This is a genomic window from Kitasatospora herbaricolor (genome assembly GCF_030813695.1).
GTDB lineage: Bacteria > Actinomycetota > Actinomycetes > Streptomycetales > Streptomycetaceae > Kitasatospora > Kitasatospora herbaricolor.
In genome coordinates, this window is the sequence record NZ_JAUSVA010000002.1 from 2,491,528 (window position 1) to 2,514,418 (window position 22,891).

The window sequence follows — 22,891 nt, forward strand, 5'->3', positions numbered from 1 at the left end:
GGGCAGTGGCGGGCCCGGCATCCAGGAGGGGGAGCCATGACTGTCCTGCAGGCCGACGGAGCCGTCCGGTCCGGGGTCCGACCGGGAGTACGGGCCGGGGTGCGGATCCCCGTGGTGGTCCACGCGGCGGACCCGATCTCACGGGCCGGCGCGGTGAGCCAGCTCAAGCAGTGCGCCACGCTGGAACTCGTCGAGGAGCAGCACGCGGCGGCCGGCGCGGTCGCCGTGATGCTGGCGGAGACGGTGGACGCGACGGTGACGGCGGCGCTGCGGCGGATGGTGCGCGGCGGGGAGGTCCGGGTCGTCCTGGTGGTCGAGCGGATGCGCGAGGCCGAGCTGCTGGAGGCCGTCGAGTGCGGGGTGGCGGCGATCCTGTGGCGCCGGGAGGCCACCGCGCCGCGGCTGGGCCAGGCGGTGCTGGCGGCCGCCCGGGGCGACGGGGACCTGCCGGCCGACCTGCTGGGCCGGCTGATCGTGCAGATGGGGCGGCTGCAGCGGAGCGTGCAGGGGATGCCCGGGTTCACGCCGCCGGGGATCTCGGAGCGCGAGTCGGACATCCTGCGGCTGGTCGCGGAGGGCTGGGACACCGCCGAGATCGCCGCGAAGCTGTCGTACTCGGAGCGGACGGTGAAGAACGTCCTGCACGGGCTGACCACGCGTCTGCACCTGCGCAACCGGGCCCACGCGGTCGCGTACGCGCTGCGCGAGGGCTACATCTGACGGGCCCGCGCGGGCCGCACCCGGCCGGACCGGGGCCGCAGTCGACCGGCGGGCGGTCGGCGGACGGGGGGCGGACGGACGGGGGAAGGGAGCCGGAGGGCGGGAGGCCGCACCCGGCCGCCGTCATTCCGGAGTCGCCAAGATCTCACCTGTTGGAAACGTCCGGGGGCTATCGGCGCGGGGCCGTGGCGGGGCAGACTTCTACGCGCGTTCCTCTACGCGCGTCACCACCCTTTGACGGTCCGTCCACAGTCCCCACCTGGAGTCGTTGATGCCCCTGAACCGCCGTGACTTCGTCGCCCGCTCCGCCGCGACCGCCGCCGGCGCGGCCCTGGCCGGCGGCGTCTCGGTCGCCGCCGCCGCCCCCGCCGCGGCCAAGGGCGCCGAGCCGCAGGAGAAGAAGGGTCCCAAGAAGCAGGCCTTCACCGTGATGGGCACCACCGACCTGCACGGCCGGGTGCTCAACTGGGACTACTTCACCGACGCCGTCTACGCCGACAAGGCGCACAACGAGGTCGGCCTCGCCAAGATCTCCACGCTGGCCAAGCAGGTCCGCGAGGACAAGGGCTGGGACCGCACCCTGCTGATCGACGCCGGCGACACCATCCAGGGCACCCAGCTGACCTACTACTACGCCCGGGTCGACCCGATCGCCACCGATGCCGACACCGCGCCCGAGCACCCGATGGCGCTCGCCATGAACACCATGGAGTACACCGCCGCGGCGCTCGGCAACCACGAGTTCAACTACGGCATCGACACCCTGCGGGCCTACGAGGAGCAGCTGGACTTCCCGCTGCTGGGCGCCAACGCGCTGCACGCGAAGAACGACAAGCCGGCCTTCCCGCCGTACGTGATCCGCAAGATCAAGCTCCCCGGCGGCCCGGCGCTCAAGGTCGGCATCCTCGGCCTGACCAACCCCGGCATCGCCATCTGGGACAAGGCGAACGTGGCCGGCAAGATGACCTTCCCCGGCATCGTGGAGACCGCGCGGACCTGGCTGCCGAAGCTGAAGGCGGCCGGCGCGGACGTCGTCGTGGTGGCCTGCCACTCCGGCATGGACGAGGCGACCTCCTACGGCGACCAGCTGCCCTGGGGCGAGAACGTCTCGGTCGCGCTGGCCGAGCAGGTCGCGGGCATCGACGCCGTCCTGGTGGGCCACGCGCACAAGGAGATCCCGCAGCGGCTGGTCGTCAACAAGGAGACCGGGAAGACCGTCGTGCTCTCCGAGCCGCTCTGCTGGGGCCAGCGGCTGACCTGCTTCGACTTCGAGGTCGAGCTGGACAACGGCGCCTGGAAGGTCACCTCGCTCTCCGCCCGCGTCCTGAACTCCAACACGGTGCCGGAGGACCCGGAGATCGTGAACCTGATGACCGCCCAGCACAAGAAGGTCGTCGAGTACGTCAACCAGGTCATCGGCACCGCGAAGATCGAACTGTCGATCGCCGAGGCGCCGTTCCAGGACACCCCGATCATCGACCTGATCGGCAAGGTCCAGGTGGACGTGGTCAAGGCGGCGCTGGCCTCCACCGCGTACGCCACCCTGCCGGTGCTGGCCCAGGCCGCGCCGTTCAACCGCACCGCGAAGATCCCGGCCGGGCAGGTCAAGCTGCGCGACGCCGCCGGGCTGTACATCTACGAGAACACCCTGGAGGCGCGGATCCTGACCGGCGCCCAGATCAAGGACTACCTGGAGTTCTCCGCGAAGTACTACAACCAGCTCGCCCCGGGTGCGGCGGTCGACAAGGCCACCCTGACCAACGCGCAGAACATCCCGGACTACAACTACGACTCCGTCTACGGCGTCTCCTACGACATCGACATCGCCCAGCCGGCCGGCTCGCGGATCGTCAACCTGTCCTTCGACGGCAAGCCGATCGACCCGGCCGCCCAGTTCGTGCTGGCCGTCAACAACTACCGCGCCAACGGCGGCGGCAACTTCCCGCACGTGGCCGCCGCCACCAAGGTGTGGGCGAACTCGGACGAGATCCGCAACGCGATGATCGGCTGGGTGAAGGAGAAGGGCGTCATCGACCCGGCCGACTTCGCCTCGGTCTCCTGGCGCCTGGTCCGGGCCGGCGTCCCGGTCTTCTAGGCCCGGCACGCGCCCGCACACCCGGGGCCCCGGCCCGGAGCGACCGCTCCTTGGGTTCTAACGGTCCTCGCAACACCCATGATCAATGGGAGTTGCGAGGACCGTGGGCGTTGAGCGTGGTGGTCTCGCAGGGTTGAGGGAGCGGTTCCTTGCGCGGTTGGATGCCGTGGGGAACGTGACTGTGGTGGCGCGTGAGCTGGGCGTGAACCGGAACACTGCCTTCGGCTGGGCCCGGAAGGCGGGGCGGGGTTCGGTGCGCGTATCGCGGCGGCATCCGGGACGGCGTGAGTACGAGCGGCTCCGAGCCGGTGGGGTCGCACGTCGCGAGGCGGCCCGGCGGGTCGGTGTGAACGAGCGCACGGCCAAGGACTGGGACCGGGGCGTCAAGAAGAGCGGCACCGCACGGACCTATCCCGACGGCCGCCGTGTCGACTACGCGGCGGGGACCGTCACGATGTGCGGTGTGACCACAGCACCGGTGGGCCTGGCCGCCCTGGACAAGCAGCTCCACCCGAGGTTCCTGACGCTGTCCGAGCGCGAGCGGATCCGCGATCTGCGCGCGTCGGGCCACTCGTTGCGGGCGATCGGACGGGCCCTGGGCCGGCCGGCGAGCACGATCAAGCGGGAGCTCGACGCGAACTCCGGCAGCGAGGGCTACCACCCCTACGCGGCCCACCGGGCGGCCGCCGCACGCCGGCCCCGACCCAAGGAACGCAAACTGCTGCGCGAGGGCCGACTGCGCCGCTTCGTCGGGGACGCACTGCGCAGACGCTGGTCACCCGAGCAGATCTGCCACGCTCTGCTCAGGGAGCATCCCAACGACGAGAGCATGCGGGTGAGCGTGGAGACCATCTACCAGGCGCTGTATTTCCAGGCCCGTGGCGGCCTGAAACGCGAGGTCCAGGCCGCGGTCCGCTCCGGCCGCACCCGCCGCAAGCCGCACCGCGACCCCGACCGGCGCACCCCGCGCTTCACCGATCCGATGCTGATGATCAGCGAGCGCCCCGCCGGCATCGAGGACCGGGCGGTGCCCGGCCACTGGGAAGGCGACCTGATCATCGGCGCGAACGGCCGCTCCGCGATCGCCACCCTGGTCGAACGCACCACGCGCTACACGATGCTCGTCCATCTGCCCGGCGCAGCCCACGACGCCGAAACCGTCCGCGACGGCCTCGTCCGCACCGTCCAGACCCTGCCCGCACACCTACGCGGCTCCCTCACCTGGGACCAGGGCAGCGAAATGGCACGCCACAAGCAGTTCACCATGGCCACCGGCATGCCCGTCTACTTCTGCGACCCCGCCTCGCCCTGGCAACGCGGCTCCAACGAGAACACCAACGGACTCCTGCGCCAGTACTTCCCCAAAGGCACAGACCTGAGCATCCACAGCCCCGAAGACCTCGAACACGTCGCCCAGGAACTCAACGGCCGCCCACGCAAGACGCTCGACTGGGACAACCCAGCCGAGCGCCTACGTGATCTACTCACCACCTAAAACCGGGCGGTGTTGCGAGGACCGTTAGAACCCAAGCTCCGGGCCGGGGCCCTTCGTACGCCGACCGCGACGCGCGCCACCCCCGGCGCAGGGGCGGGACACGCGCCGAAAGGCGGTGGCGGGCCGCGACGGCACCCGGGCAGCATGGACGGATGACCGAGACGATCACGCCCCGCCCGCTGTACACCAGCACCGCCGTCCGCCCGCAGTGGACGGATCTGCCGCCGTGGGTGCGGGAGCTGATCGGGCGGCGGCTCGGCGGGCCGGTGGCGGCGGGGTCCAGCGCCGGCGGCGGCTTCACCCCGGGCTTCGCGGCCCTGGTGCGCGGTCCGGCCGGAGCGGAGTTCGTCAAGGCGGTCGACGCCGTGACGCACCCGGACATCGCGGACTGCTACCGGCGGGAGGCCGCGATCAACCGGGCGCTGCCGGCCGGTGTGCCCGCGCCCGCGCTGCGCTGGGTCGAGGAGAGCGCCGGCTGGGTGGTGCTCGGCTTCGACCCGGTGCCGGGGGCCCGGATGCCCGCCGACCCCTGGCACCCCGAGGAGCTGGCCGCGGCGCTGGACGCCTGCGCCGCCCTGGCCGAGGCGCTGGCAGGCCCCTCGCCGGACCTGCTGGCCCTCGGCCTGAAACCGCTGCGGCCCGAGCCCGGGGAGGACGACTTCGACGACTGGCGCAGGCTGGCCGGCGGCGCTCCCGGCGCCGAGCTGCTGCCCGGCTGGTTCCCGGCCGGGCTGATCGAGCCGCTGGCCGCCCTGGAGGAGCACTGGATCGCGGCGACCGCCGGCGACGCCGTCCTGCACGAGGACCTGCGCCGGGACAACATCGTCCTGGACGCCGACGGGCGGGCCTGGATCTGTGACTGGAACTGGCCCCGGCTGGGCGCGAGCTGGTTCGACCTGACGCTGCTGCTGGCCACCGCCCGCGCCGACGGCCACGACGCCGACCGGCTGTTCGCCGCGCACCCCGCCGCCCGGGACGCGGCGCCGGACCAGCTGGACTCCGCATTGGCCGCCCTGACCGGGTACTTCCTGCGGTCGGGCGGGCAGCCCGACCCGCCGTCCGGGTCCCGGATGCTGCGCCGCCACCAGACCTGGAGCGGCGAGGTCACCCTGCGCTGGCTGGCCGAGCGCCGCGGCTGGCGGGTCTGACCGGGCGCCCCCGGACGCGACCGGTGGTCCCGGTCAGCCGCCGGCGGGAGCGGTGAAGGTCTCGACCGGCCCGAACTCACCGAAGAAGACCTTGTTGACGACCGGCACCCCCTGGACGTCCATCCGCTGCTCGAAGCGAACGGTGCGGCCCTGGCCGTCGATCCACAGGTCGCAGTCGAAGTCGGTGACGCCCTTCGCCTTCATCGTGCGCAGGACGCCCGGGTCGACGGTGGCCACCTGGTCGAGGCCGAGGTGCCCGGCGAGGTGCTGGGCGGGCGCCCCGCCCTCGTTCTCCATGCCCTTGCGGGCGGAGGGCCCGGTGGCGAGCAGGAGCTTGGCGTACCCCGCGTAGTTCGCCTGGCCGGCCATGTCGTCGGTCCGGGCGGCCTTGGTCCACGCACTGCCGGCCTTCACGCGGTTGCGGACGAAGACGGCGTCGGCCGTGGTGACGGTCTCCAGCCAGACGGCCTGGTCGGCCGGGACCTCGCCGGTGCTGCGCATCTCGACCCGGCCGGTGAACAGGGTGTTGACGTTGATCCGCCCGGTCGTCGTCAGCACGGCCGTGCCCGAGTACGCGGTGCTGGTAGTCATGGTCGTCGCGTAGGGCGTCTCCTCCGCGACGGCGACGGCCTGTTCGGGGGCGAACCCTCCGTCGGCGACCGGGGCGGGCGCAGCCGCGGCCGGCGGCGTGGTGGCGCTGCCGGAGACCTGGGACGGCGCCGGGGCCGCCGTACCGCCCGGGTTGTCCTGGCAGCCCGCGAGCGCGGTCATGGCGGCCGCCACGAGGACGGTGAGAGCGGTGGCGCGGCGCATGGCGGGTCTCCCCCCGGAGTAGGTGATCATCTCCGTTGAGCCTCTCATGCGGACGGCATCGTTCCGGAACCGGCCTTCGATCCCGCCGGACACCCAGCGCGGCGAGCCCCGCCGGCTCCGCCGACGGGAGGTCGGCTCGCCCCGGCCGGAGCCACGAGGCGGCCGGCGGGTGCGACCAGGCGCTCCAGCAGCAGCAACGCCGGCACCGCGGCCACCGCCAGGGCCGCGAGGAAGGCCCACGGCCAGAGCGTCCCCCGGACGAGCAGCAGGGTGAGCAGCCCGGGGGCGAGCGCCTGGCCGGTGTTCCAGGACAGCTGGTAGACGGCGAGGTAGCGGCCTCGCAGGGCGGGGTCGGCCAGGCCGACGCTGAGGTCCTCGGCGAACGGGGTGGCCATCGTCTCGGCCGCGTTGAAGAGGAACATCGCGGCGTGCAGGCCGGCCAGGACGGCCCAGCCGGGTGCCGAGGCCATCAGGGCGAACAGGGCGAAGGCCACCGCGTTGACCAGCGACGCGGCGGCCAGTACCCGGGTGGGCCGGAACCGCTCCAGCCGGCGGGCCACCACGCTCTGGGTGAGGACCACCTGGACGCCGTTCATCACCAGCAGCGAGCCGGCCACCCAGGCCTGCTGGTGCAGGCCCTCGGTGAGGTAGACGGCCAGCAGCATGCTGATGATCATCGAGCCGAAGACCGAGCAGAGGTTGATCCCGACCAGCAGGACGTAGCGGCCGTCCCGCAGCACCCGGCGGTAGCCGCCGGCCGCCGGCGCGGCACCGGCCGGGGCGGGCGCGGCAGGGCCGCCGGGCACCGCGGCCGGGCGCCAGCCGGCCAGCAGGACGGTCGCGCCGGCGTAGCTCAGGGCGTTCAGCAGCACCAGCAGTCGCAGGCCGCCCGTGCCGCTGCCGACCACCACCAGCGAGCCGAGCGCCCCGCCGATCCCGAGCCCGGCGTTGCGCAGGGTCTGCACCAGTGCGAACCAGCGGGTGCGCTCGCCCCCGGCGGCGGCCAGCACCACCAGGCCGGTGCTGGACGTCCAGTAGGCGACCGCGCCGGCCTGGGCGAGCAGGCTGACCAGGACGATCTGCCAGGCATGGTGGGCCAGCAGGAAGCCGCCGTAGGCGACGGCCGAGAGCGCGTTGCCGCAGGCCGCGACCTGCCGGGCGCCGTAGCGGTCGATCAGCGGGCCGGTGAGGATCGCGGTGGGCAGGGCGAGCAGCCGGGCGAGGGTGATGGCGGCGCCGACGGCGGCCACGCCGAGGCCGGTCGTGCGGGTGAAGAAGAGGACGGTGAAGGCGAGCAGGAGTCCGGTGCCGAGGCTGTCGACGAGGTGGGCGCCGACGAGCCGGCGCCGGCCGGTGGTGTCCGGGAGGCCGAGGCGGTCCTGGACGGATACGGGGACGGTGCTGGTCATGGACCGAGCCTTGCGGCGATGATCGGGTGGGCCCAGAGATTTCGTCCTGGTCGAATCCTCGAAGGGGAAGACGTGCTCACGCTGCGGTTCTCGGCCCAGGACGTGGCGGCCACCCGGTTCGCCTGCTCGCGCCTGCTGGAGGTGGTGACGAGCGTTCAGGTGCTCAAGGACCCGGGGTCGCGGGCGGTGCACCTGCCCTGGGTCCGGCGGGCCCGGGCGGATCTCGCCCGGGCGGGGGTGGAGTACGAGCTGCTGTCGCAGCTGGTGCCGATGCCGGCCTGGCACCTGCCGGACTTCCTGACCCCGGTGCCGGCCGCCACCGCGCCCGGGATGGACGAGGAACTGGCGGAGCTGGCCGCCACCGCGCCCGGGACCGTCCGTGCCGACCTGGCGCCGGTCGACCGGCCGCTGCCCCCGCTGGTGGCCGCCCTGCACGCGGACCCGGTGTCGGGGCTGGCCCGGCTGACCGCGGAGGTGCGGGCCTACTGGACGGTGGCCGTCGAGCCGTACTGGCCCCGGATCGCCCGGCTGGCGGAGGGCGAGATCCTGCACCGGGCACGGCAGATGGCGGCCGGCGGCCCGGCCGCGCTGTTCGAGGGCCTGCACCCGAAGGTCAGCTGGCAGGGCGGGCGGATGACGGTGTCCCAGCGCCGTTACGACATCGAGGAGTCGCTGGACGGCGGGCGCGGGCTGGTGCTGGTCCCGTCGGTCTTCGTATGGCCGGGTTGTGTCCTGCAGACGGGCCCGCAGGCGCAGCCCGGGGTGGTGTACCCGCCGCGCGGGGTGGCCACCCTCTGGGAGGGCGGCGCGGCGACCCCGGACGCGCTGGCCGGGGTGCTGGGCCGGGCCCGGGCCGGGCTGCTGGCGGAACTGGAGTCACCGGGCTCCACCACCGCTCTGGCGCAGCGGACCGGACTGTCGGCTCCCAACGTCTCGCACCACCTGACGGCGTTGCACGCGGCCGGCCTGGTGGCGCGCCACCGGACCGGCCGCGAGGTGCTGTACCTGCTGACGGCGCTCGGCCAGGCCCTGCTGGAGGGCGGCGCGCCCTGAGCCTCCGGACCGCGGGAGAGCGGTCTTCGGGCCCCGGCGGTGCCCGCCGCCGCCGGGGCGGGGTCGGCGGGCACCGGGGCGTCAGAACGGGAAGCGGCTGCGCCCGTGCTGGATCGAGATCCACTTCACGGTGGTGAAGGCCTCGACCGTGGCCTCGCCGTTGAGGCGCCCTACGCCCGAGTTCTTCTCCCCGCCGAACGGCACGACGGGCTCGTCGTGGATGGTGCCGTCGTTGATGTGGATCATGCCGGTCTCGATCCGCTGCGCCAGCCGGACGCCGCGCTCCACGTCGCCCGTGTGGACGGCGCCGCTGAGGCCGAACGGCGTGTCGTTGGCGATCCGGACGGCCTCGTCCTCCCCGTCGAAGGGCACCACCAGGACGACCGGGCCGAAGAGTTCGCGCTGCAGGATCGGCGCGTCGGCGGGGATCCCGCCCAGCACGACCGGATCCATCAGCGTCCCGACGGTCTGCCCGCGCAGCAGCTCGGTGGCGCCGGCCTCGACCGCCCGGTCGACCTCGGCGGTCAGCGACTCGGCCTGGTTGGCGTTGATCAGCGGGCCGATCTGGGTGGCCGGGTCCTTGGGGTCGCCGACCTTCAGCGAGGCGACCTTGGCCACGAAGCGCCGGGTGAACTCGTCGGCGACGCCGCGGTCGACCAGCACCCGGTTGGCCGCCATGCAGACCTGACCCTGGTGGGCGAAGCGGCTGAACACGGCGGCGTCCACCGCGTAGTCGAGGTCGGCGTCGTCGAGCACGATCAGCGCGCTGTTGCCGCCGAGCTCCAGCACCGTCCGCTTGAAGTGGCTCGCGGCCACGGTGGCGACGTGCCGGCCGACCGTGTCGGAGCCGGTGAAGGAGATCACCTTGGGCACGGGGTGCTCGATGAAGGCGTCGCCGATCTCGGCGATGTCGGTGACCAGCACGTTGAGCAGGCCGCCGGGGAGGCCCGCCTCCTCGAAGATCCTGGCGATCAGGGTGCCGCCGACGATCGGGGTGTTCTGGTGCGGCTTGAGGACGACGCCGTTGCCCAGGGCCAGCGCCGGGGCGACCGCCTTCAACGACAGGAACAGCGGGAAGTTGAACGGGCTGATCACCCCGACCACGCCGACCGGCAGGCGGTAGAGGCGGTTCTCCTTGCCGTCCACCGGCGAGGGCAGGATCCGGCCCTCGGCGCGCAGCGAGAGCTGCATCGCCTCGCGGAGCACGTCCTTGGAGAGCGAGAGTTCGAAGGCCGCCTTGAGGGCGGTGCCGCCGAGTTCGGAGACGATCGCCTCGGTGATCTCCTGCTCTCGCTCCTCGATCACCCGCAGGGCCCGCTCGAAGACCAGCCGCCGCGTGTACGGGTTGACCCGGCTCCAGGCCCGCTGGGCGCGCTCGGCGGCGCGGTAGGCGTCGTCGACCTCGGCGGCCGTTGCGACGGTGATGGCGGCGAGCTTGTCCCCGCTGTACGGGTCGATGTCGACGATGTCCCAGGAGCCGGAGCCCGTACGCCATTCACCGTCGATGTACTGACGCGACAGTTCCGAAAACCAGGACATCTGATCCCTCTCACCCACGAAGCCGGAGTCAGCAGATTATCTGACTCCTCATCATCATGGGTACGGGTCACAGCTCCTGACGGACCGCCGCCAGCAGCTTCAACGTCTCCTCGGGGCCCAGGCTGTCGGCCACCAGCCGGTCCATCGCCCGGCCGTACTCGGCGACCTGGTCCGGCTTGTCCAGGTACAGCGCGCTGGTGAACTGCTCCAGGTACACCACGTCCGCCAGATCCGGCTCGGGGAAGCCCAGCAGCGAGAAGGCCCCCGCCTCCGCCCGGACCCCGCCCACCCCCAGCGGCATCACCCGCAGGTCGACCCTCGGCAGCTCGGCGAACTCGGCCAGCCGGTCGATCTGGTCCCGCATCACCTCCGGACCGCCCCAGGAGCGGCGCAGCGCCGCTTCGTCGATGACGGCCAGCAGGCTCGGCCCCCGCTCGGCCGTGAGCAACCGCCGGCGGCGCGTCCGCACCTCCACCCGGCGCTCGATCTCCGCCGGCTCCGCCGCCGGGTTGCCGCGCGTGAAGACGGCCCGCGCGTAGCCGGCGGTCTGCAGCAGCCCGGGGATGAACTGCACCTCGTAGCTGCGGATCCCGGAGGCGGCCTCCTCCAGCCCCAGATAGGTCTGGAACCAGACCGGCAGCACATCGCCGTACCCGTGCCACCAGGACGGCGCGTTGGCCTCCCCGACCAGCCCGAGCACCGCCGTCCGCTCCCCGTCCGCACGGATCCCGTACAGGGTGAGCAGGTCGGCGACGTCCCGCTCCTTGAAACTCACCCGCCCCAGTTCCATCCGGCTGATCTTCGACTCGGACGCCCGGATCGAGTACCCCGCCTGCTCGCGCGAGACACCACTGGCCTCCCGCAGCCGGCGCAGCTGGGACCCCAGCATCAAGCGCCGCACCGTCGTCCCGCCACCGGTCTGCGTTGTGCCCATCCTGCGAACCTCCGCCTCTCACGCGCCCGCCCAGGCCTACCGCCGCAGTCTGCCACCTAGCACTGACATTCGGCGCCCAAACCAACGGACGATACACAACTGTGGTACGCAGAAAGGCCCGTGAGACCAACCGACACCAATGCGGCGCCCCCGCCCCGGCCCGCATCACGCACATTCCGCACCCCGGAGAGCACACCGCCGGCGCCCGAAGGAAGGGGCGCGGGAGAAGGCGGAGCGACCGACCACCCCGCGCACCTCTCGAACCCACCCCGACTCCACCCCGCCCGCCCTGACCCCGACCCACAACGGCCGCGCCCCGAGCCGAAGGGGCGCGCCGGTGCCGAAAGGGAGAGAGCGAGGGAGCGACCGACGAAGGAGGGAGAGAGGGAGCGACGACCGTCGGCGCCGGCGCGCCCCGGAGGCGAGCGGGCGCACAAAGAAGAACAGCACCTGCCCCCAACTTGGTCGGGGAGGGGGCAGGTGCTGTCATGACCGCATAGGCCCGGCGGCTCTGGCGGGTCCGCGGTTGGTGCAGCCCGGCGATGCGGCACCGGGCGGTTCGGGTCGATCCGGTCAGACCACCAGGGGGCGGTCGGTCGGGCGGATCGGGGCGGGCAGCGCGGTCTTGCCGCCCAGGTACTTGTCCACCGCGGCGGCGGCGGAGCGCCCCTCGGCGATGGCCCAGACGATCAGCGACTGGCCGCGGCCGGCGTCGCCGCAGACGTACACGCCGTCCACGTTGGTGGCGAAGGCGCCGTCGCGGTTGATGTTGCCGCGGGCGTCGAGGTCGACGCCCAGCTGCTCCACCAGGCCGTTGGCGGTGTCGGTGCCGGTGAAGCCCATGGCGAGGGTGACGAGCTGGGCCGGGATGGACCGCTCGGTGCCCTCGACCGGCTGGAACCGGCCGTCCTTGAACTCGACCTCGACGAGGTGGAGCTCCTGGACGTTGCCGTCCTCGTCGCCGGTGAAGTGGGTGGTGTTCACGCTGTACACGCGCTCACCGCCCTCCTCGTGGGCGGAGGTGACCTTGTAGAGCATCGGCATGGTCGGCCACGGCTGGCCGGTGGGCCGGTCGTCGCCGGGGCGCGGCATGATCTCCAGCTGGGTGACCGAGGCCGCCCCCTGGCGCAGCGCGGTGCCGAGGCAGTCGGCGCCGGTGTCGCCGCCGCCGATGACGACGACGTGCTTGCCCTTGGCGCTGATGGGCGTCTCGACGAAGTCGCCCTCCTGCACCTTGTTGGCGAGCGGCAGGTACTCCATCGCCTGGTGGATGCCCTTGAGCTCCCGGCCGGGGACGGGCAGGTCGCGGGCGGTGGTGGCACCGGCGGCGACGACGACCGCGTCGAAGCGCTCGCGCAGCTGCTGGCCGGTGATGTCCTCGCCGACGCTGACGCCGGTGCGGAAGCGCGTACCCTCCGCGCGCATCTGCTCGACGCGGCGGTTGATGTGGCGCTTCTCCATCTTGAACTCGGGGATGCCGTAGCGCAGCAGGCCGCCGATGCGGTCGGCGCGCTCGTACACCACCACCGTGTGCCCGGCCCGGGTGAGCTGCTGGGCGACGGCGAGGCCGGCCGGGCCGGAGCCGACGACGGCCACGGTCTTGCCGGACAGGCGCTCCGGGACCTGCGGCGTGACGCCGCCGTTGTCCCAGGCCTTGTCGATGATGGTGACCTCGACGTTCTTGATGGTCACCGCGTCCTGGTTGATCCCGAGCACGCACGCCGACTCGCAGGGAGCCGGGCAGAGGCGGCCGGTGAACTCCGGGAAGTTGTTGGTCGCGTGCAGGCGCTCGATGGCGCCGGACCAGTCGTCCCGGTAGGCCAGGTCGTTCCACTCGGGGATGAGGTTCCCGAGCGGACAGCCGTTGTGGCAGAACGGGATGCCGCAGTCCATGCAGCGGCCGGCCTGCTTGGTGATGATCGGAAGGAGGCTGCGCTCGACGTAGACCTCGTTCCAGTCCCGGATCCGGACGTCGACCGGCCGGCGCTCGGCGAGCTGCTTGGGCGTGGTCAGGAAGCCCTTGGGGTCAGCCATTTGCCGCCTCCATCATCTTGCGAGTGGTCTCGGACTCGGAGAGCCCGTCGCGCTCAGCGGCATCCTTGGCGGCGAGCACAGCCTTGTAGTCGGTCGGCATGATCTTGGAGAAGCGGGAGACCCCGCTCGCCCAGTCGGCCAGGAGCTCGGCGGCCACGGTGGAGCCGGTCTCCTCGTAGTGCTGCTGCACGGTCTCGCGCAGCCATTCGCGGTCGGCGGCGGTCGGGGCCTCGATGCCCACCATGCCGTCGTTCACGTTGGCCGGGCGCAGGTCCAGGACGTAGGCGATACCGCCGGACATGCCCGCTGCCAGGTTACGGCCGGTCTCGCCGAGAACGACGACCCGCCCGCCGGTCATGTACTCCAGGCCGTGGTCGCCCACGCCCTCGACGACCAGGGTGGCACCGGAGTTGCGGACGGCGAAGCGCTCGCCGGCCTTGCCGCGCAGGTGGATGCGGCCGCTGGTGGCACCGTACCCGATGGTGTTGCCGGCGATCACGTGGTTCTGGGCGTCGGCGCCGATGGCCGCCGCGTCCCGGGCCGGGCGGACGATCAGCACGCCGCCGGAGAGGCCCTTGCCCACGTAGTCGTTGGCGTCGCCCTCCAGGCGCAGCGTGACGCCGCGCGGCACGAAGGCGCCGAAGGACTGGCCGGCGCTACCGGTGAAGGTGACGTCGATGGTGCCCTCGGGCAGGCCCTCGCCGCGGTACCGCTTGGTCACCTCGTGGCCGAGCATGGTGCCGACGGTGCGGTTGACGTTGCGGATCGGCAGCTGGATGCGGACGGCGTCGCCGCGCTCCAGGGCGTCCTCGGCCAGCGTGATCAGCTGGTTGTCCAGGGCCTTGTCGAGCGAGTGGTCCTGGGTGGTGGTGTTGTGCAGGGCCGCGCCCTCGGGCAGCTCGGGCACGTGGAACAGCGGCGCCAGGTCGAGACCGGCGGCCTTCCAGTGCGTGATCGCCTCGGCCGCGTCGATGTGCTCGGCGTGGCCGACGGCCTCCTCGATGGTGCGGAAGCCCAGCTCGGCGAGGATCTCGCGGACCTCCTCCGCGATGAACTCGAAGAAGTTCACCACGAACTCGGGCTTTCCGGTGAAGCGCTCGCGCAGCACCGGGTTCTGGGTGGCGACGCCGACCGGGCAGGTGTCCAGGTGGCAGACGCGCATCATGATGCAGCCGGAGACGACGAGCGGCGCGGTCGCGAAACCGAACTCCTCGGCGCCGAGCAGCGCGGCGATGACGACGTCGCGGCCGGTCTTGAGCTGGCCGTCGGTCTGCACCACGATGCGGTCGCGCAGGCCGTTGAGCAGCAGGGTCTGCTGGGTCTCGGCGAGGCCGAGCTCCCAGGGGCCGCCCGCGTGCTTGAGCGAGGTGAGCGGGGAGGCGCCGGTGCCGCCGTCGTGGCCGGAGACCAGCACGACGTCCGCGTGCGCCTTGGAGACGCCGGCCGCGACCGTGCCCACGCCGACCTCGGAGACCAGCTTCACGTGGATGCGGGCCGCCGGGTTGGCGTTCTTGAGGTCGTGGATCAGCTGAGCCAGGTCCTCGATGGAGTAGATGTCGTGGTGCGGCGGCGGGGAGATCAGGCCGACGCCCGGGGTGGAGTGCCGGGTCTTGGCGACCCACGGGTAGACCTTGTGGCCGGGCAGCTGGCCGCCCTCGCCGGGCTTGGCGCCCTGCGCCATCTTGATCTGGATGTCGTCCGCGTTGACCAGGTACTCGCTGGTGACACCGAAGCGGCCGGAGGCGACCTGCTTGATGGACGAGCGGCGCGCCGGGTCGTACAGGCGCTCCGGGTCCTCGCCGCCCTCACCGGTGTTGGACTTGCCGCCCAGCTGGTTCATCGCGATGGCGAGCGTCTCGTGCGCCTCCATCGAGATGGAGCCGTAGGACATGGCGCCGGTGGAGAAGCGCTTGACGATCTCGGAGACCGGCTCGACCTCGTCGATCGAGATCGGGGCGCGGCCCTTGCCGTCGAGCTTGAACAGGCCGCGCAGCGTCATCAGCCGCTCGGACTGCTCGTTCACCCGCTCGGTGTACTGCTTGAAGATGTCGTAGCGGCGCGAGCGGGTGGAGTGCTGCAGGCGGAACACCGTGTCCGGGTCGAACAGGTGCGGCTCGCCCTCGCGGCGCCACTGGTACTCGCCGCCGATGTCCAGCGCGCGGTGCGCGGCGGTGATGCCGGAGGCGGGGTAGGCCTTGGCGTGGCGCGCGGCCACCTCCTTGGCGACCTGCTCCAGGCCGATGCCGCCGAGCTTGGTGGTGGTGCCCGCGAAGTAGGTGTCCACGGTCTGCTGGTCGAGGCCGATGACCTCGAAGACCTGGGCGCCGCGGTAGGAGGCGACGGTGGAGATGCCCATCTTCGACATGACCTTCAGGACGCCCTTGCCGAGCGCCTTGATCAGGTTCTTGATGGCCTTCTCGGGCTCGATGCCCTCGATGAACACGCCCTGCGCGACCAGGTCCTCGACGGACTCCATCGCCAGGTACGGGTTGACCGCGCCGGCGCCGTAGCCGACCAGCAGGGCCACGTGGTGGACCTCCCGGACGTCACCGGCCTCCACGATCAGCGACACCTGGGTGCGCTGCTTGGTGCGGATCAGGTGGTGGTGCACGGCGGAGGTGAGCAGCAGCGACGGGATCGGCGCGTGCTCGGCGTCCGAGTGGCGGTCCGAGAGCACGATGATGCGGGCACCGTCGGCGATCGCCGCGTCGGCCTCGGCCGCGACGGCCTTCAGGCGGGCGGCGAGCGCCTCGCCACCGCCGGAGACCTTGTACAGGCCGGACAGCGTGACGGCCTTCAGGCCGGCCTGGTCGCCGTCGGCGTTGATGTGGACCAGCTTGGCCAGCTCGTCGTTGTCGATCACCGGGAAGGTGATGCCGACCGAGCGGCAGGCGGCGGCCTCGGCGGCCAGCAGGTTGCCCTCGGGGCCGAGGTTGCTCAGCAGCGAGGTGACGAGCTCCTCGCGGATGGCGTCCAGCGGCGGGTTGGTGACCTGCGCGAAGAGCTGGATGAAGTAGTCGAACAGCAGGCGCGGCTTCTCGGAGAGCGCCGCGATCGGGCTGTCGGTGCCCATCGAGCCGAGCGCCTCGCCGCCGGTGCGGGCCATCGGCGCGAGGATGACGCGGAGCTCTTCCTCGGTGTAGCCGAAGGTCTGCTGGCGGCGGGTGACCGAGGCGTGGGTGTGCGCGATGTGCTCGCGCTCGGGGAGCTTGGCGAGCTGGATCTGGCCGGCCGCGATCCACTCCTCGTACGGGTGCTCCGCGGCGAGGGCGGACTTGATCTCCTCGTCCTCCACGATGCGGTGCTCCGCGGTGTCGATGAGGAACATCTTGCCGGGCTGCAGGCGGCCCTTCTTGACCACCGTCTCCTGCTCCAGGTCGAGCACGCCGACCTCGGAGGAGAGGACGACCAGGCCGTCCTCGGTGATCCAGTAGCGGGCGGGGCGCAGGCCGTTGCGGTCGAGGACCGCGCCGATCTGGGTGCCGTCGGTGAAGGTGACGCAGGCCGGGCCGTCCCAGGGCTCCATCAGGTTGGAGTGGTACTGGTAGAAGGCGCGGCGGGCCGGCTCCATGGTGGCGTGGTTCTCCCACGCCTCCGGGATCATCATCAGCACGGAGTGCGGGAGCGAGCGGCCGCCGAGGTGGAGCAGCTCCAGGACCTCGTCGAAGGACGCGGAGTCGGAGTGGTCCGGCGTACAGATCGGGAAGATCCGCTCCAGGCCCTGGCCGTTCTTGTTGGCCGGGATCAGGTCGGTGGCGAGCTGGGACTCGCGCGCGGTCATCCAGTTCCGGTTGCCCTTGACCGTGTTGATCTCGCCGTTGTGCGCGACGAAGCGGTACGGGTGGGCCAGCGGCCAGCTGGGGAACGTGTTGGTGGAGAAGCGCGAGTGGATCAGGCCGATCGCGGAGGCGTAGAGCCGGTCCGACAGGTCGGGGAAGAAGGGCTCCAGCTGACCGGTGGTCAGCATGCCCTTGTAGACGATGGTGCGGGCGGAGAGCGACGGGAAGTACACGCCGGCCTCGCGCTCGGCGCGCTTGCGCACGACGAAGGCCACCCGGTCCAGCTCGATGCTGGTAAGGTCACCCTTACCCGCGCCGGCGGCGAGGAAGACCTGCCGGAAGCGCGGCATGACCGAGCGGGCGGTGGCGCCGAGCAGGTCGGGGGTGACCGGCACGTCGCGCCAGCCGAGGACGTCCAGGTCCTCGTCGGCGGCGATGGCCTCGATCTGCGCGACCGCGGCGGCGTCGGCGGCGTCCTCGTCGGGGAGGAAGGCGATACCGACCGCGTACGAGCCGGCGGCGGGGAGCTCGAAGGCGACCTTGGAGCGCAGGAACGCGTCGGGGACCTGGGTCAGGATGCCCGCGCCGTCACCGGAGTCCGGCTCGGCGCCCGTGGCACCACGGTGCTCCAGGTTGCGCAGGACGGTGAGCGCCTGCTCGACGATCTTGTGGTCGGCGATGCCGGTCAGCGTGGCGACGAAGCCGACACCACAGGCGTCGTGCTCGTTCCGCGGGTCGTACAGGCCCTGAGCAGCAGGTCGCGCATCCGGAACGAGCGCGTACGGCGAGCGCGATGCGCCGGCCTTGGGCTCGTTGTCGGAGTGCATGGATGCAGACAGCATCGGCTCTCCCGTCGTCGTCTTGGTTTTGGGGGCCCGCGTCCGGCCGGGGGCCTGGAGCGGACTCTGTGCAACAGGGACGACGTTGGCCCTCTGCGATTTCGTGCAGGTTACATGATGCCCGACATCCCGGGAAGTGGACATTGGCGTCCACATGGCGGACGCAAACCCCAGGTCAGGGCCTATTACCCACCGGTAGCACCGGCCGGGGGAGGCGAACACTCGTCCGCACGCTCCCACCAGTGTGCCCGCATGCCGCAAACCTGAAACAGCGGCGAAACGCCCCGGAACCAAGATCGCTCCGGGGCGGCCTGCGATTCTCACCCCGGGGTCGTCCCGGGGTTTGGAATCCTCGGGCCGACGGGCTCGAAGGCGATGCTAGGACAACCGAGCACCCCGCTCCCATGTGCGGAACGTCACGCAACCCGGGGCATAACCATGCATCGGACTGTGCCATCGCACGACAGCGCGGACGGGGTGCGGGCCGACCTGCCCCGCCACCCCGCCCGCACCCTCCGAACAGGCCGTTCTCCCCGGCCGCCCGCCCGACCCGGCGAGCCCTCCGGCCGGGGCCGCCGCCGAGTCACCACCGGCCCGGGTCACCACCGGCCCGGGTCACCTCCGGCCCGGCCACCGCCGCCGGCGTCAGCCGACCGCGCCGCCGATCAGGCGGCCCAGCAGGAAGGTCACGCCGGCCGCGGCCCCGCCCAGCACCAGCTGGCGCGTCCCGCTGAACCACCAGCTGCGGGCGGTCACCCGGGCGACCACCGCGCCGCAGGCGAACAGCCCGGCCAGCGAGAGCAGCAGGGCCGGCAGCAGCGAGGTCGCGCCGAGCAGGTACGGCAGCAGCGGCAGCAGCGCGCCCAGGGCGAAGCAGACGAACGAGGAGGCCGCCGCGACCACCGGCGAGGGGAGGTCGTTCGGGTCGATGCCGAGCTCCTCCCGGGCGTGGATCTCCAGCGTCCGGTCCGGGTCCGCCGAGAGCTGGCGGGCCACCTCCAGCGCGAGCTCCGGGTCGACCCCGCGCGAGGCGTACAGCTCGGCCAGCTCGGCCAGCTCGCCGTGCGGGTTGCGGCTCAGTTCCAGCCGCTCGGCCTCGATCTCGGCCTGCACCAGCTCACGCTGCGAGGCGACCGAGGTGTACTCCCCCGCCGCCATCGAGCAGGCGCCGGCGGCCAGGCCGGCCAGGCCGGTGAGGACGACCGTGCTGCTGGGGACCGCGCCGCCGACCACACCGGTCATCAGTGCGAAGTTGGAGACCAGCCCGTCCATCGCCCCGAACACCGCGGGCCGAAGCCAGCCGCCGTTCACGTCGCGGTGGTGGCCCTCGGCGGGGATCCGCGGCTTGGGGTGCTGGTCGTCGGTCAGGCGCTCGATGATGGTCGCGGTCATGTGGTCGGTCCTCCGTCGGTGCACTCCCCCAGCCCGGATGCGGGCACGGCGAAGAGCCGTGAGAAAGGCTGCCCGCGGGGCTCTCACAGCACTGAACGTAGTCCGATGATCAGGTGTTTTCCAGCAAAGTAAGGCTGTCCGAACAGCACTCCGACCGCCCGCCACCTGGTCGGCGGGGGCGGCCGGAGCCTGGGGAACGTGCAGGTCAGGGGGTCTTCTTCGGCTCCGCCCGGTGCGGGTCCGCGGCCGCGTCGTCGGCCCGGGAGGCCTCCTCGGCACGGCCTGCCCCGTCCGTCCCGTCGATCACGCCGGCCCCGTCGACGGCGTCCGTCCCGGCTGCCCGGTCCGCCTCGTCCGTCCCGTCCGTCCCGTCCGTCCCGTCGGCCGGCCCCTCGCCGGCGGCGGCCGCAGCCGCGGCGGCGGCCCGCTCGTCCCGGGAGACCGGGTCGATCGAGTCCGGGTCCTCGCGGCCGGGCCGCTTCTTCCCCACGATCACCAGGTAGGCGACGGCGCCGAGGAAGACGACGATCGCCGTCCAGTCGTTCAGGCGCAGGCCGAAGAACCGGTGCGCCTCGTCGATCCGCAGCGCCTCGATCCAGAACCGGCCCACCGTGTAGGCGGCCACGTACAGCGCGAACGCCCGGCCGTGGCCGAGGGTGAAGCGGCGGTCCGCCCAGATCACCAGCAGCGCCACGCCGACGCACCAGAGCGACTCGTAGAGGAAGGTCGGGTGGTAGATCCCCTGGACGATCTCGCCGTCCGGCAGGGTCTTGTCGATCTCCAGACCCCAGGGGAGGGTGGTCTCCTTGCCGTAGAGCTCCTGGTTGAACCAGTTGCCCCAGCGGCCGCAGGCCTGGGCGAGCGCGATGCCCGGCGCCAGGGCGTCGGCCCACGGCGGCAGCGGCACACCGCGGCGGCGGGCGCCGATCCAGGCGCCGACCGCGCCGAGCGCGATCGCGCCCCAGATGCCCAGGCCGCCCTCCCAGATCTTGAAGGCGTTCCAGGGGTTCCTGCCGTCCCCGAAGTACAGCTGGTGGTCGGTGATCACGTGGTAGAGGCGGCCGCCGACCAGCCCGAACGGGACGGCCCAGACGGCGATGTCACCCACCGTGTGCTTGGCGCCGCCGCGGGCGACCCAGCGCTTGCTGCCGAGCCAGACGGCCACGACGACACCGATGATGATGCAGAAGGCGTACGCGCGCAGCGGGACCGGTCCCAGGTACAGGACGCCCCGCGACGGGCTCGGAATGTAAGCGATATTCATGGCAGGGTCGACGCTACCGTGTCGACGGGCCCGATCGGCCACCGGCGAGGGTCACAGATCGCACTCGGTCCGCGCGGCCGGTCCCGGGCGAAGGCCCAGGCCCGGGCCCGGACGCGGGCGGAGCCGGACGAGGGCCGGCGCGGCACCCGGCCCCGGGCCCGTCCGTGCGGCCGCGCCGGCCGCGCGGACGGCTCGGGGCTCAGCCGCCGGTGCCGGGGGACGGGTTGTTGGTCTCCGAGGCGGTGCTGGTCGGGGCCGGGCTCTGGCCGTTGGTCCCGGGGGTGCCGAGCGGCTTGCCCTGGTTGGCCGCGTCGACCCACTTCACCAGGTTCGCCGGGGTGATCTCCTCGGTGCCCATCTTCGGGTAGACCGGCCCGCCGTTGAGCAGCACGGTCGGCGTGGACTTGAAGTTGGACTTGTCGAAGTCCTGCTGCACGGCCGACACCCAGCCGCTGAACGCGTTGTCGTTGACGCAGGCCTGGAAGGCCGGGGTGTCCAGGCCCGGGATCGGCTTGGCCAGCGCGATCAGGGTGGCCTTGTTGCCGAAGGCGTCGTTGGTCTCGTCCGGCTGGTTGCGGTACAGCACGTCGTGGTAGTCGCGGAAGTGGCCGGCGTCCTGGGCGCAGCCCAGGGCGTTGGCACCGTACCGGGAGCCCTTGCCGGGCACGGCCCGGTCGATGAACGAGACGATGTGGTAGTTGACGAAGAGCTTGCCCTGGTCCTCCAGCTGGTCGATGGTCGGGCCGAACTCGCGCTCGAAGGCGCCGCAGGCCGGGCAGCGCGGGTCCTCGTAGACGGTGAGGGTGGAGGGGGCGTTCGCCGAGCCGACCGGGATCACCAGGTTCTTGTCGCCGATGGTGCCGGCCGGGGCGGCCACCGGGGTCTCCGGCTTGGAGCGGTTGTTCTGCACCATCACACCCACCACCGCCGCGACCGCGATCACCGCCAGCACCGATCCGCCGACGATCAGCTTCTTGTTGCGCCTGGCCTTGGCCTCCTGCGCGGCCCGCTCCTCCTGCATCCGCTCGCGGGCGGTGCGCTTGCCATCTCGGTTCTTCTCGCTCATGTGACTGGACATCCAGGGTCGGGGCCGGGCCGGGGCCGGCCGGTGGAGGTGGGCCCGGCCCGGCCCGGGGCTGACCGGGCCGGGGCGGGGGTGGCTCAGGCCGCCAGCCAGGCGTCGGCGGAGAGCCTGGTCCGGGGCCGGTAGACCAGCCAGGCGGCCAGCAGCAGGAACCCGGTGTCCCGCAGGATCTCCTGCAGGTACTCGGTCTGCGAGGCGTCGACGGTGCCGCCGCCGCCGAAGCAGCCGCAGTCGATCGAGATGCCGCGCACCCAGGCCGAGGTGATGCCGGCGATGAAGGTGAGCAGCAGCAGCGCGGAGACCACCGCGACGACCCGCACGCCGAGCCCGATCAGCAGCAGGACGGCGAGCGCCACCTCCAGGAAGGGCAGCGCGTAGCCGACCGGTTTGACCAGCGACTCGGGGAGGATCTCGTACGCCCGGACGGCCTGCGCGGCCTCCGCCGGGTCGGAGATCTTGGCCAGGCCGGCCCAGCCCCAGACCACGGCCAGGGCGAGCCGGACCACGGTGCCGATCCACTCCCCCGCCGGGCCGTCGGCCACCCTTCGCAGTGCGCCGCCGACCGGCCGGGTGGCGGTGTGCGGGTGCGACGGGGCGTCCTGCTGACCGGCCATCGGAACCCCCTCGGGAATCGCCTGCCGGCCCTCTGCGGGCGCGGCCTCACGCGGATCTGCCGTGGTGTCACCCACGCTTTCCTGGTGAACCGTAGGGGATGGGTGGTGGTTCCTCCATATTCGACCGTTAAGCCGAAAGAGTGAGTTTTGTGCTGTTCCGTCCGGCCCGTGCTACCGTCCCGCGCCCCCGCAGCCGACCGGGCGGGCGGGCCCCTCCAGGGGCGGGCGGCCCTGCGTCCCGGACCGGGCCGCCCGGGCCACGGCACCCGGCCGGGCCACCTCCGCGCACTCCCAGGCCTGCCGCTCGGCGCGCTCCGCACCCCGCCTGGCCAGCGCGTGTCCGACGGCGGTGTCCGCCCCGGCCGCGAGGCCGAGGGCCAGCGCGGCGGCGGCCGCCCGGAGCAGGACGGCTCGTTGGAGACCCGGCACCGGCAGGCTCCTTCCTTCACCCGGACGGCTGAGCTGTGCACGAACGACGGACGGCGGACGGCACCGTCGAGTCGTCCCTCCACTCAACGCGGGTCAACCGCGGCTGATGCGCGGCGCCCGCACTCTTCACTCGTTCGGGTGCATGACGGCGATCGGCGCCCGGCTGCCGCCCCACGGCGCCGCCGGCGGACCGCCGTTCGACTCCCCGGCTCCGGGCGGCGCACGACGGACGGCCCGCCAGCTCCCCCGC

General features: G+C 72.5%; 16 protein-coding genes. 5 read left to right on the top strand and 11 right to left on the bottom strand.

Annotation, left to right across the window (positions count from 1 at the left end; all coding sequences use genetic code 11):
• Positions 1-36: 36 nt before the first annotated feature.
• From J2S46_RS11225 to J2S46_RS11240, 4 genes are all read left to right on the top strand, one after another.
• Positions 37-720, top strand: coding sequence for a helix-turn-helix transcriptional regulator (locus J2S46_RS11225; RefSeq protein WP_191290357.1), 684 nt, complete (start codon positions 37-39; stop codon positions 718-720).
• 271 nt (positions 721-991) lie between these two features.
• The gene (locus J2S46_RS11230; protein WP_191290356.1) at positions 992-2,815 is read left to right on the top strand and encodes a bifunctional metallophosphatase/5'-nucleotidase; all 1,824 of its coding nucleotides are present in this window, start codon (positions 992-994) and stop codon (positions 2,813-2,815) included.
• 85 nt (positions 2,816-2,900) lie between these two features.
• The gene (locus tag J2S46_RS11235) at positions 2,901-4,310 is read left to right on the top strand and encodes an IS30 family transposase (RefSeq protein ID WP_442358318.1); all 1,410 of its coding nucleotides are present in this window, start codon (positions 2,901-2,903) and stop codon (positions 4,308-4,310) included.
• 152 nt (positions 4,311-4,462) lie between these two features.
• Positions 4,463-5,458, top strand: coding sequence for a phosphotransferase (locus tag J2S46_RS11240; RefSeq protein ID WP_191291751.1), 996 nt, complete (start codon positions 4,463-4,465; stop codon positions 5,456-5,458).
• A gap of 33 nt (positions 5,459-5,491) precedes the next feature.
• Here the strand turns inward: J2S46_RS11240 and J2S46_RS11245 are convergent, their stop codons facing one another.
• Positions 5,492-6,319 (bottom strand): hypothetical protein, encoded by an 828-nt coding sequence (locus tag J2S46_RS11245; protein ID WP_191291750.1) that lies wholly within the window; start codon positions 6,317-6,319, stop codon positions 5,492-5,494.
• Complete coding sequence (locus J2S46_RS11250; protein WP_191291749.1) at positions 6,316-7,680, bottom strand: MFS transporter; 1,365 nt, start codon at positions 7,678-7,680, stop codon at positions 6,316-6,318. The genes J2S46_RS11245 and J2S46_RS11250 overlap by 4 nt, the downstream gene beginning before the upstream one ends.
• 72 nt (positions 7,681-7,752) lie before the next feature.
• Between J2S46_RS11250 and J2S46_RS11255 the strand changes: the two genes are divergently transcribed.
• The gene (locus J2S46_RS11255; protein ID WP_191291748.1) at positions 7,753-8,733 is read left to right on the top strand and encodes an ArsR/SmtB family transcription factor; all 981 of its coding nucleotides are present in this window, start codon (positions 7,753-7,755) and stop codon (positions 8,731-8,733) included.
• Between the two features lie 81 nt (positions 8,734-8,814).
• Here J2S46_RS11255 and J2S46_RS11260 read toward each other — a convergent pair whose 3' ends face one another.
• The 9 genes from J2S46_RS11260 to J2S46_RS11300 form a co-directional block, all read right to left on the bottom strand.
• Positions 8,815-10,272 carry an aldehyde dehydrogenase family protein gene (locus J2S46_RS11260; RefSeq protein WP_191291747.1) on the bottom strand — a complete coding sequence of 486 codons (1,458 nt, stop codon included), beginning with the start codon at positions 10,270-10,272 and terminating at the stop codon, positions 8,815-8,817.
• 67 nt (positions 10,273-10,339) lie between these two features.
• Positions 10,340-11,206, bottom strand: coding sequence for a Sco1979 family transcriptional regulator (locus tag J2S46_RS11265; RefSeq protein ID WP_191291746.1), 867 nt, complete (start codon positions 11,204-11,206; stop codon positions 10,340-10,342).
• A gap of 573 nt (positions 11,207-11,779) precedes the next feature.
• Positions 11,780-13,240 (bottom strand): glutamate synthase subunit beta, encoded by a 1,461-nt coding sequence (locus J2S46_RS11270; RefSeq protein ID WP_191291745.1) that lies wholly within the window; start codon positions 13,238-13,240, stop codon positions 11,780-11,782.
• Positions 13,233-17,846: a glutamate synthase large subunit gene (gene gltB, locus J2S46_RS11275; protein WP_229912982.1), complete on the bottom strand. Its 4,614-nt coding sequence runs from the start codon at positions 17,844-17,846 to the stop codon at positions 13,233-13,235. The genes J2S46_RS11270 and gltB overlap by 8 nt, the downstream gene beginning before the upstream one ends.
• 657 nt (positions 17,847-18,503) lie before the next feature.
• Positions 18,504-19,250, bottom strand: coding sequence for a VIT1/CCC1 transporter family protein (locus J2S46_RS11280; RefSeq protein ID WP_191291744.1), 747 nt, complete (start codon positions 19,248-19,250; stop codon positions 18,504-18,506).
• Between the two features lie 205 nt (positions 19,251-19,455).
• Complete coding sequence (lgt, locus tag J2S46_RS11285) at positions 19,456-20,514, bottom strand: prolipoprotein diacylglyceryl transferase (RefSeq protein ID WP_191291743.1); 1,059 nt, start codon at positions 20,512-20,514, stop codon at positions 19,456-19,458.
• A gap of 199 nt (positions 20,515-20,713) precedes the next feature.
• Entirely contained in the window at positions 20,714-21,580 is an 867-nt protein-coding gene (locus tag J2S46_RS11290) for a DsbA family protein (protein ID WP_191291742.1), read from the bottom strand.
• Positions 21,581-21,675: 95 nt separating this feature from the next.
• On the bottom strand, positions 21,676-22,212 hold the full coding sequence (locus J2S46_RS11295; protein ID WP_191291741.1) for a MauE/DoxX family redox-associated membrane protein: 537 nt from the start codon (positions 22,210-22,212) through the stop codon (positions 21,676-21,678).
• Positions 22,213-22,383: 171 nt separating this feature from the next.
• Complete coding sequence (locus J2S46_RS11300; RefSeq protein ID WP_191291740.1) at positions 22,384-22,641, bottom strand: hypothetical protein; 258 nt, start codon at positions 22,639-22,641, stop codon at positions 22,384-22,386.
• Between the last annotated feature and the right edge of the window lie 250 nt (positions 22,642-22,891).

Coding starts and splice junctions, on each gene's coding strand:
- J2S46_RS11260 (WP_191291747.1), bottom strand. CDS start 10,272: ATGTCCTGGTTTTCGGAACTGTCGCGTCAGTACATCGACGGTGAATGG.
- J2S46_RS11295 (WP_191291741.1), bottom strand. CDS start 22,212: ATGGCCGGTCAGCAGGACGCCCCGTCGCACCCGCACACCGCCACCCGG.
- J2S46_RS11290 (WP_191291742.1), bottom strand. CDS start 21,580: ATGAGCGAGAAGAACCGAGATGGCAAGCGCACCGCCCGCGAGCGGATG.
- J2S46_RS11225 (WP_191290357.1), top strand. CDS start 37: ATGACTGTCCTGCAGGCCGACGGAGCCGTCCGGTCCGGGGTCCGACCG.
- J2S46_RS11235 (WP_442358318.1), top strand. CDS start 2,901: ATGGGAGTTGCGAGGACCGTGGGCGTTGAGCGTGGTGGTCTCGCAGGG.
- gltB (WP_229912982.1), bottom strand. CDS start 17,846: ATGCACTCCGACAACGAGCCCAAGGCCGGCGCATCGCGCTCGCCGTAC.
- J2S46_RS11245 (WP_191291750.1), bottom strand. CDS start 6,319: ATGAGAGGCTCAACGGAGATGATCACCTACTCCGGGGGGAGACCCGCC.
- J2S46_RS11250 (WP_191291749.1), bottom strand. CDS start 7,680: ATGACCAGCACCGTCCCCGTATCCGTCCAGGACCGCCTCGGCCTCCCG.
- J2S46_RS11240 (WP_191291751.1), top strand. CDS start 4,463: ATGACCGAGACGATCACGCCCCGCCCGCTGTACACCAGCACCGCCGTC.
- J2S46_RS11280 (WP_191291744.1), bottom strand. CDS start 19,250: ATGACCGCGACCATCATCGAGCGCCTGACCGACGACCAGCACCCCAAG.
- J2S46_RS11230 (WP_191290356.1), top strand. CDS start 992: ATGCCCCTGAACCGCCGTGACTTCGTCGCCCGCTCCGCCGCGACCGCC.
- J2S46_RS11265 (WP_191291746.1), bottom strand. CDS start 11,206: ATGGGCACAACGCAGACCGGTGGCGGGACGACGGTGCGGCGCTTGATG.
- lgt (WP_191291743.1), bottom strand. CDS start 20,514: ATGAATATCGCTTACATTCCGAGCCCGTCGCGGGGCGTCCTGTACCTG.
- J2S46_RS11270 (WP_191291745.1), bottom strand. CDS start 13,240: ATGGCTGACCCCAAGGGCTTCCTGACCACGCCCAAGCAGCTCGCCGAG.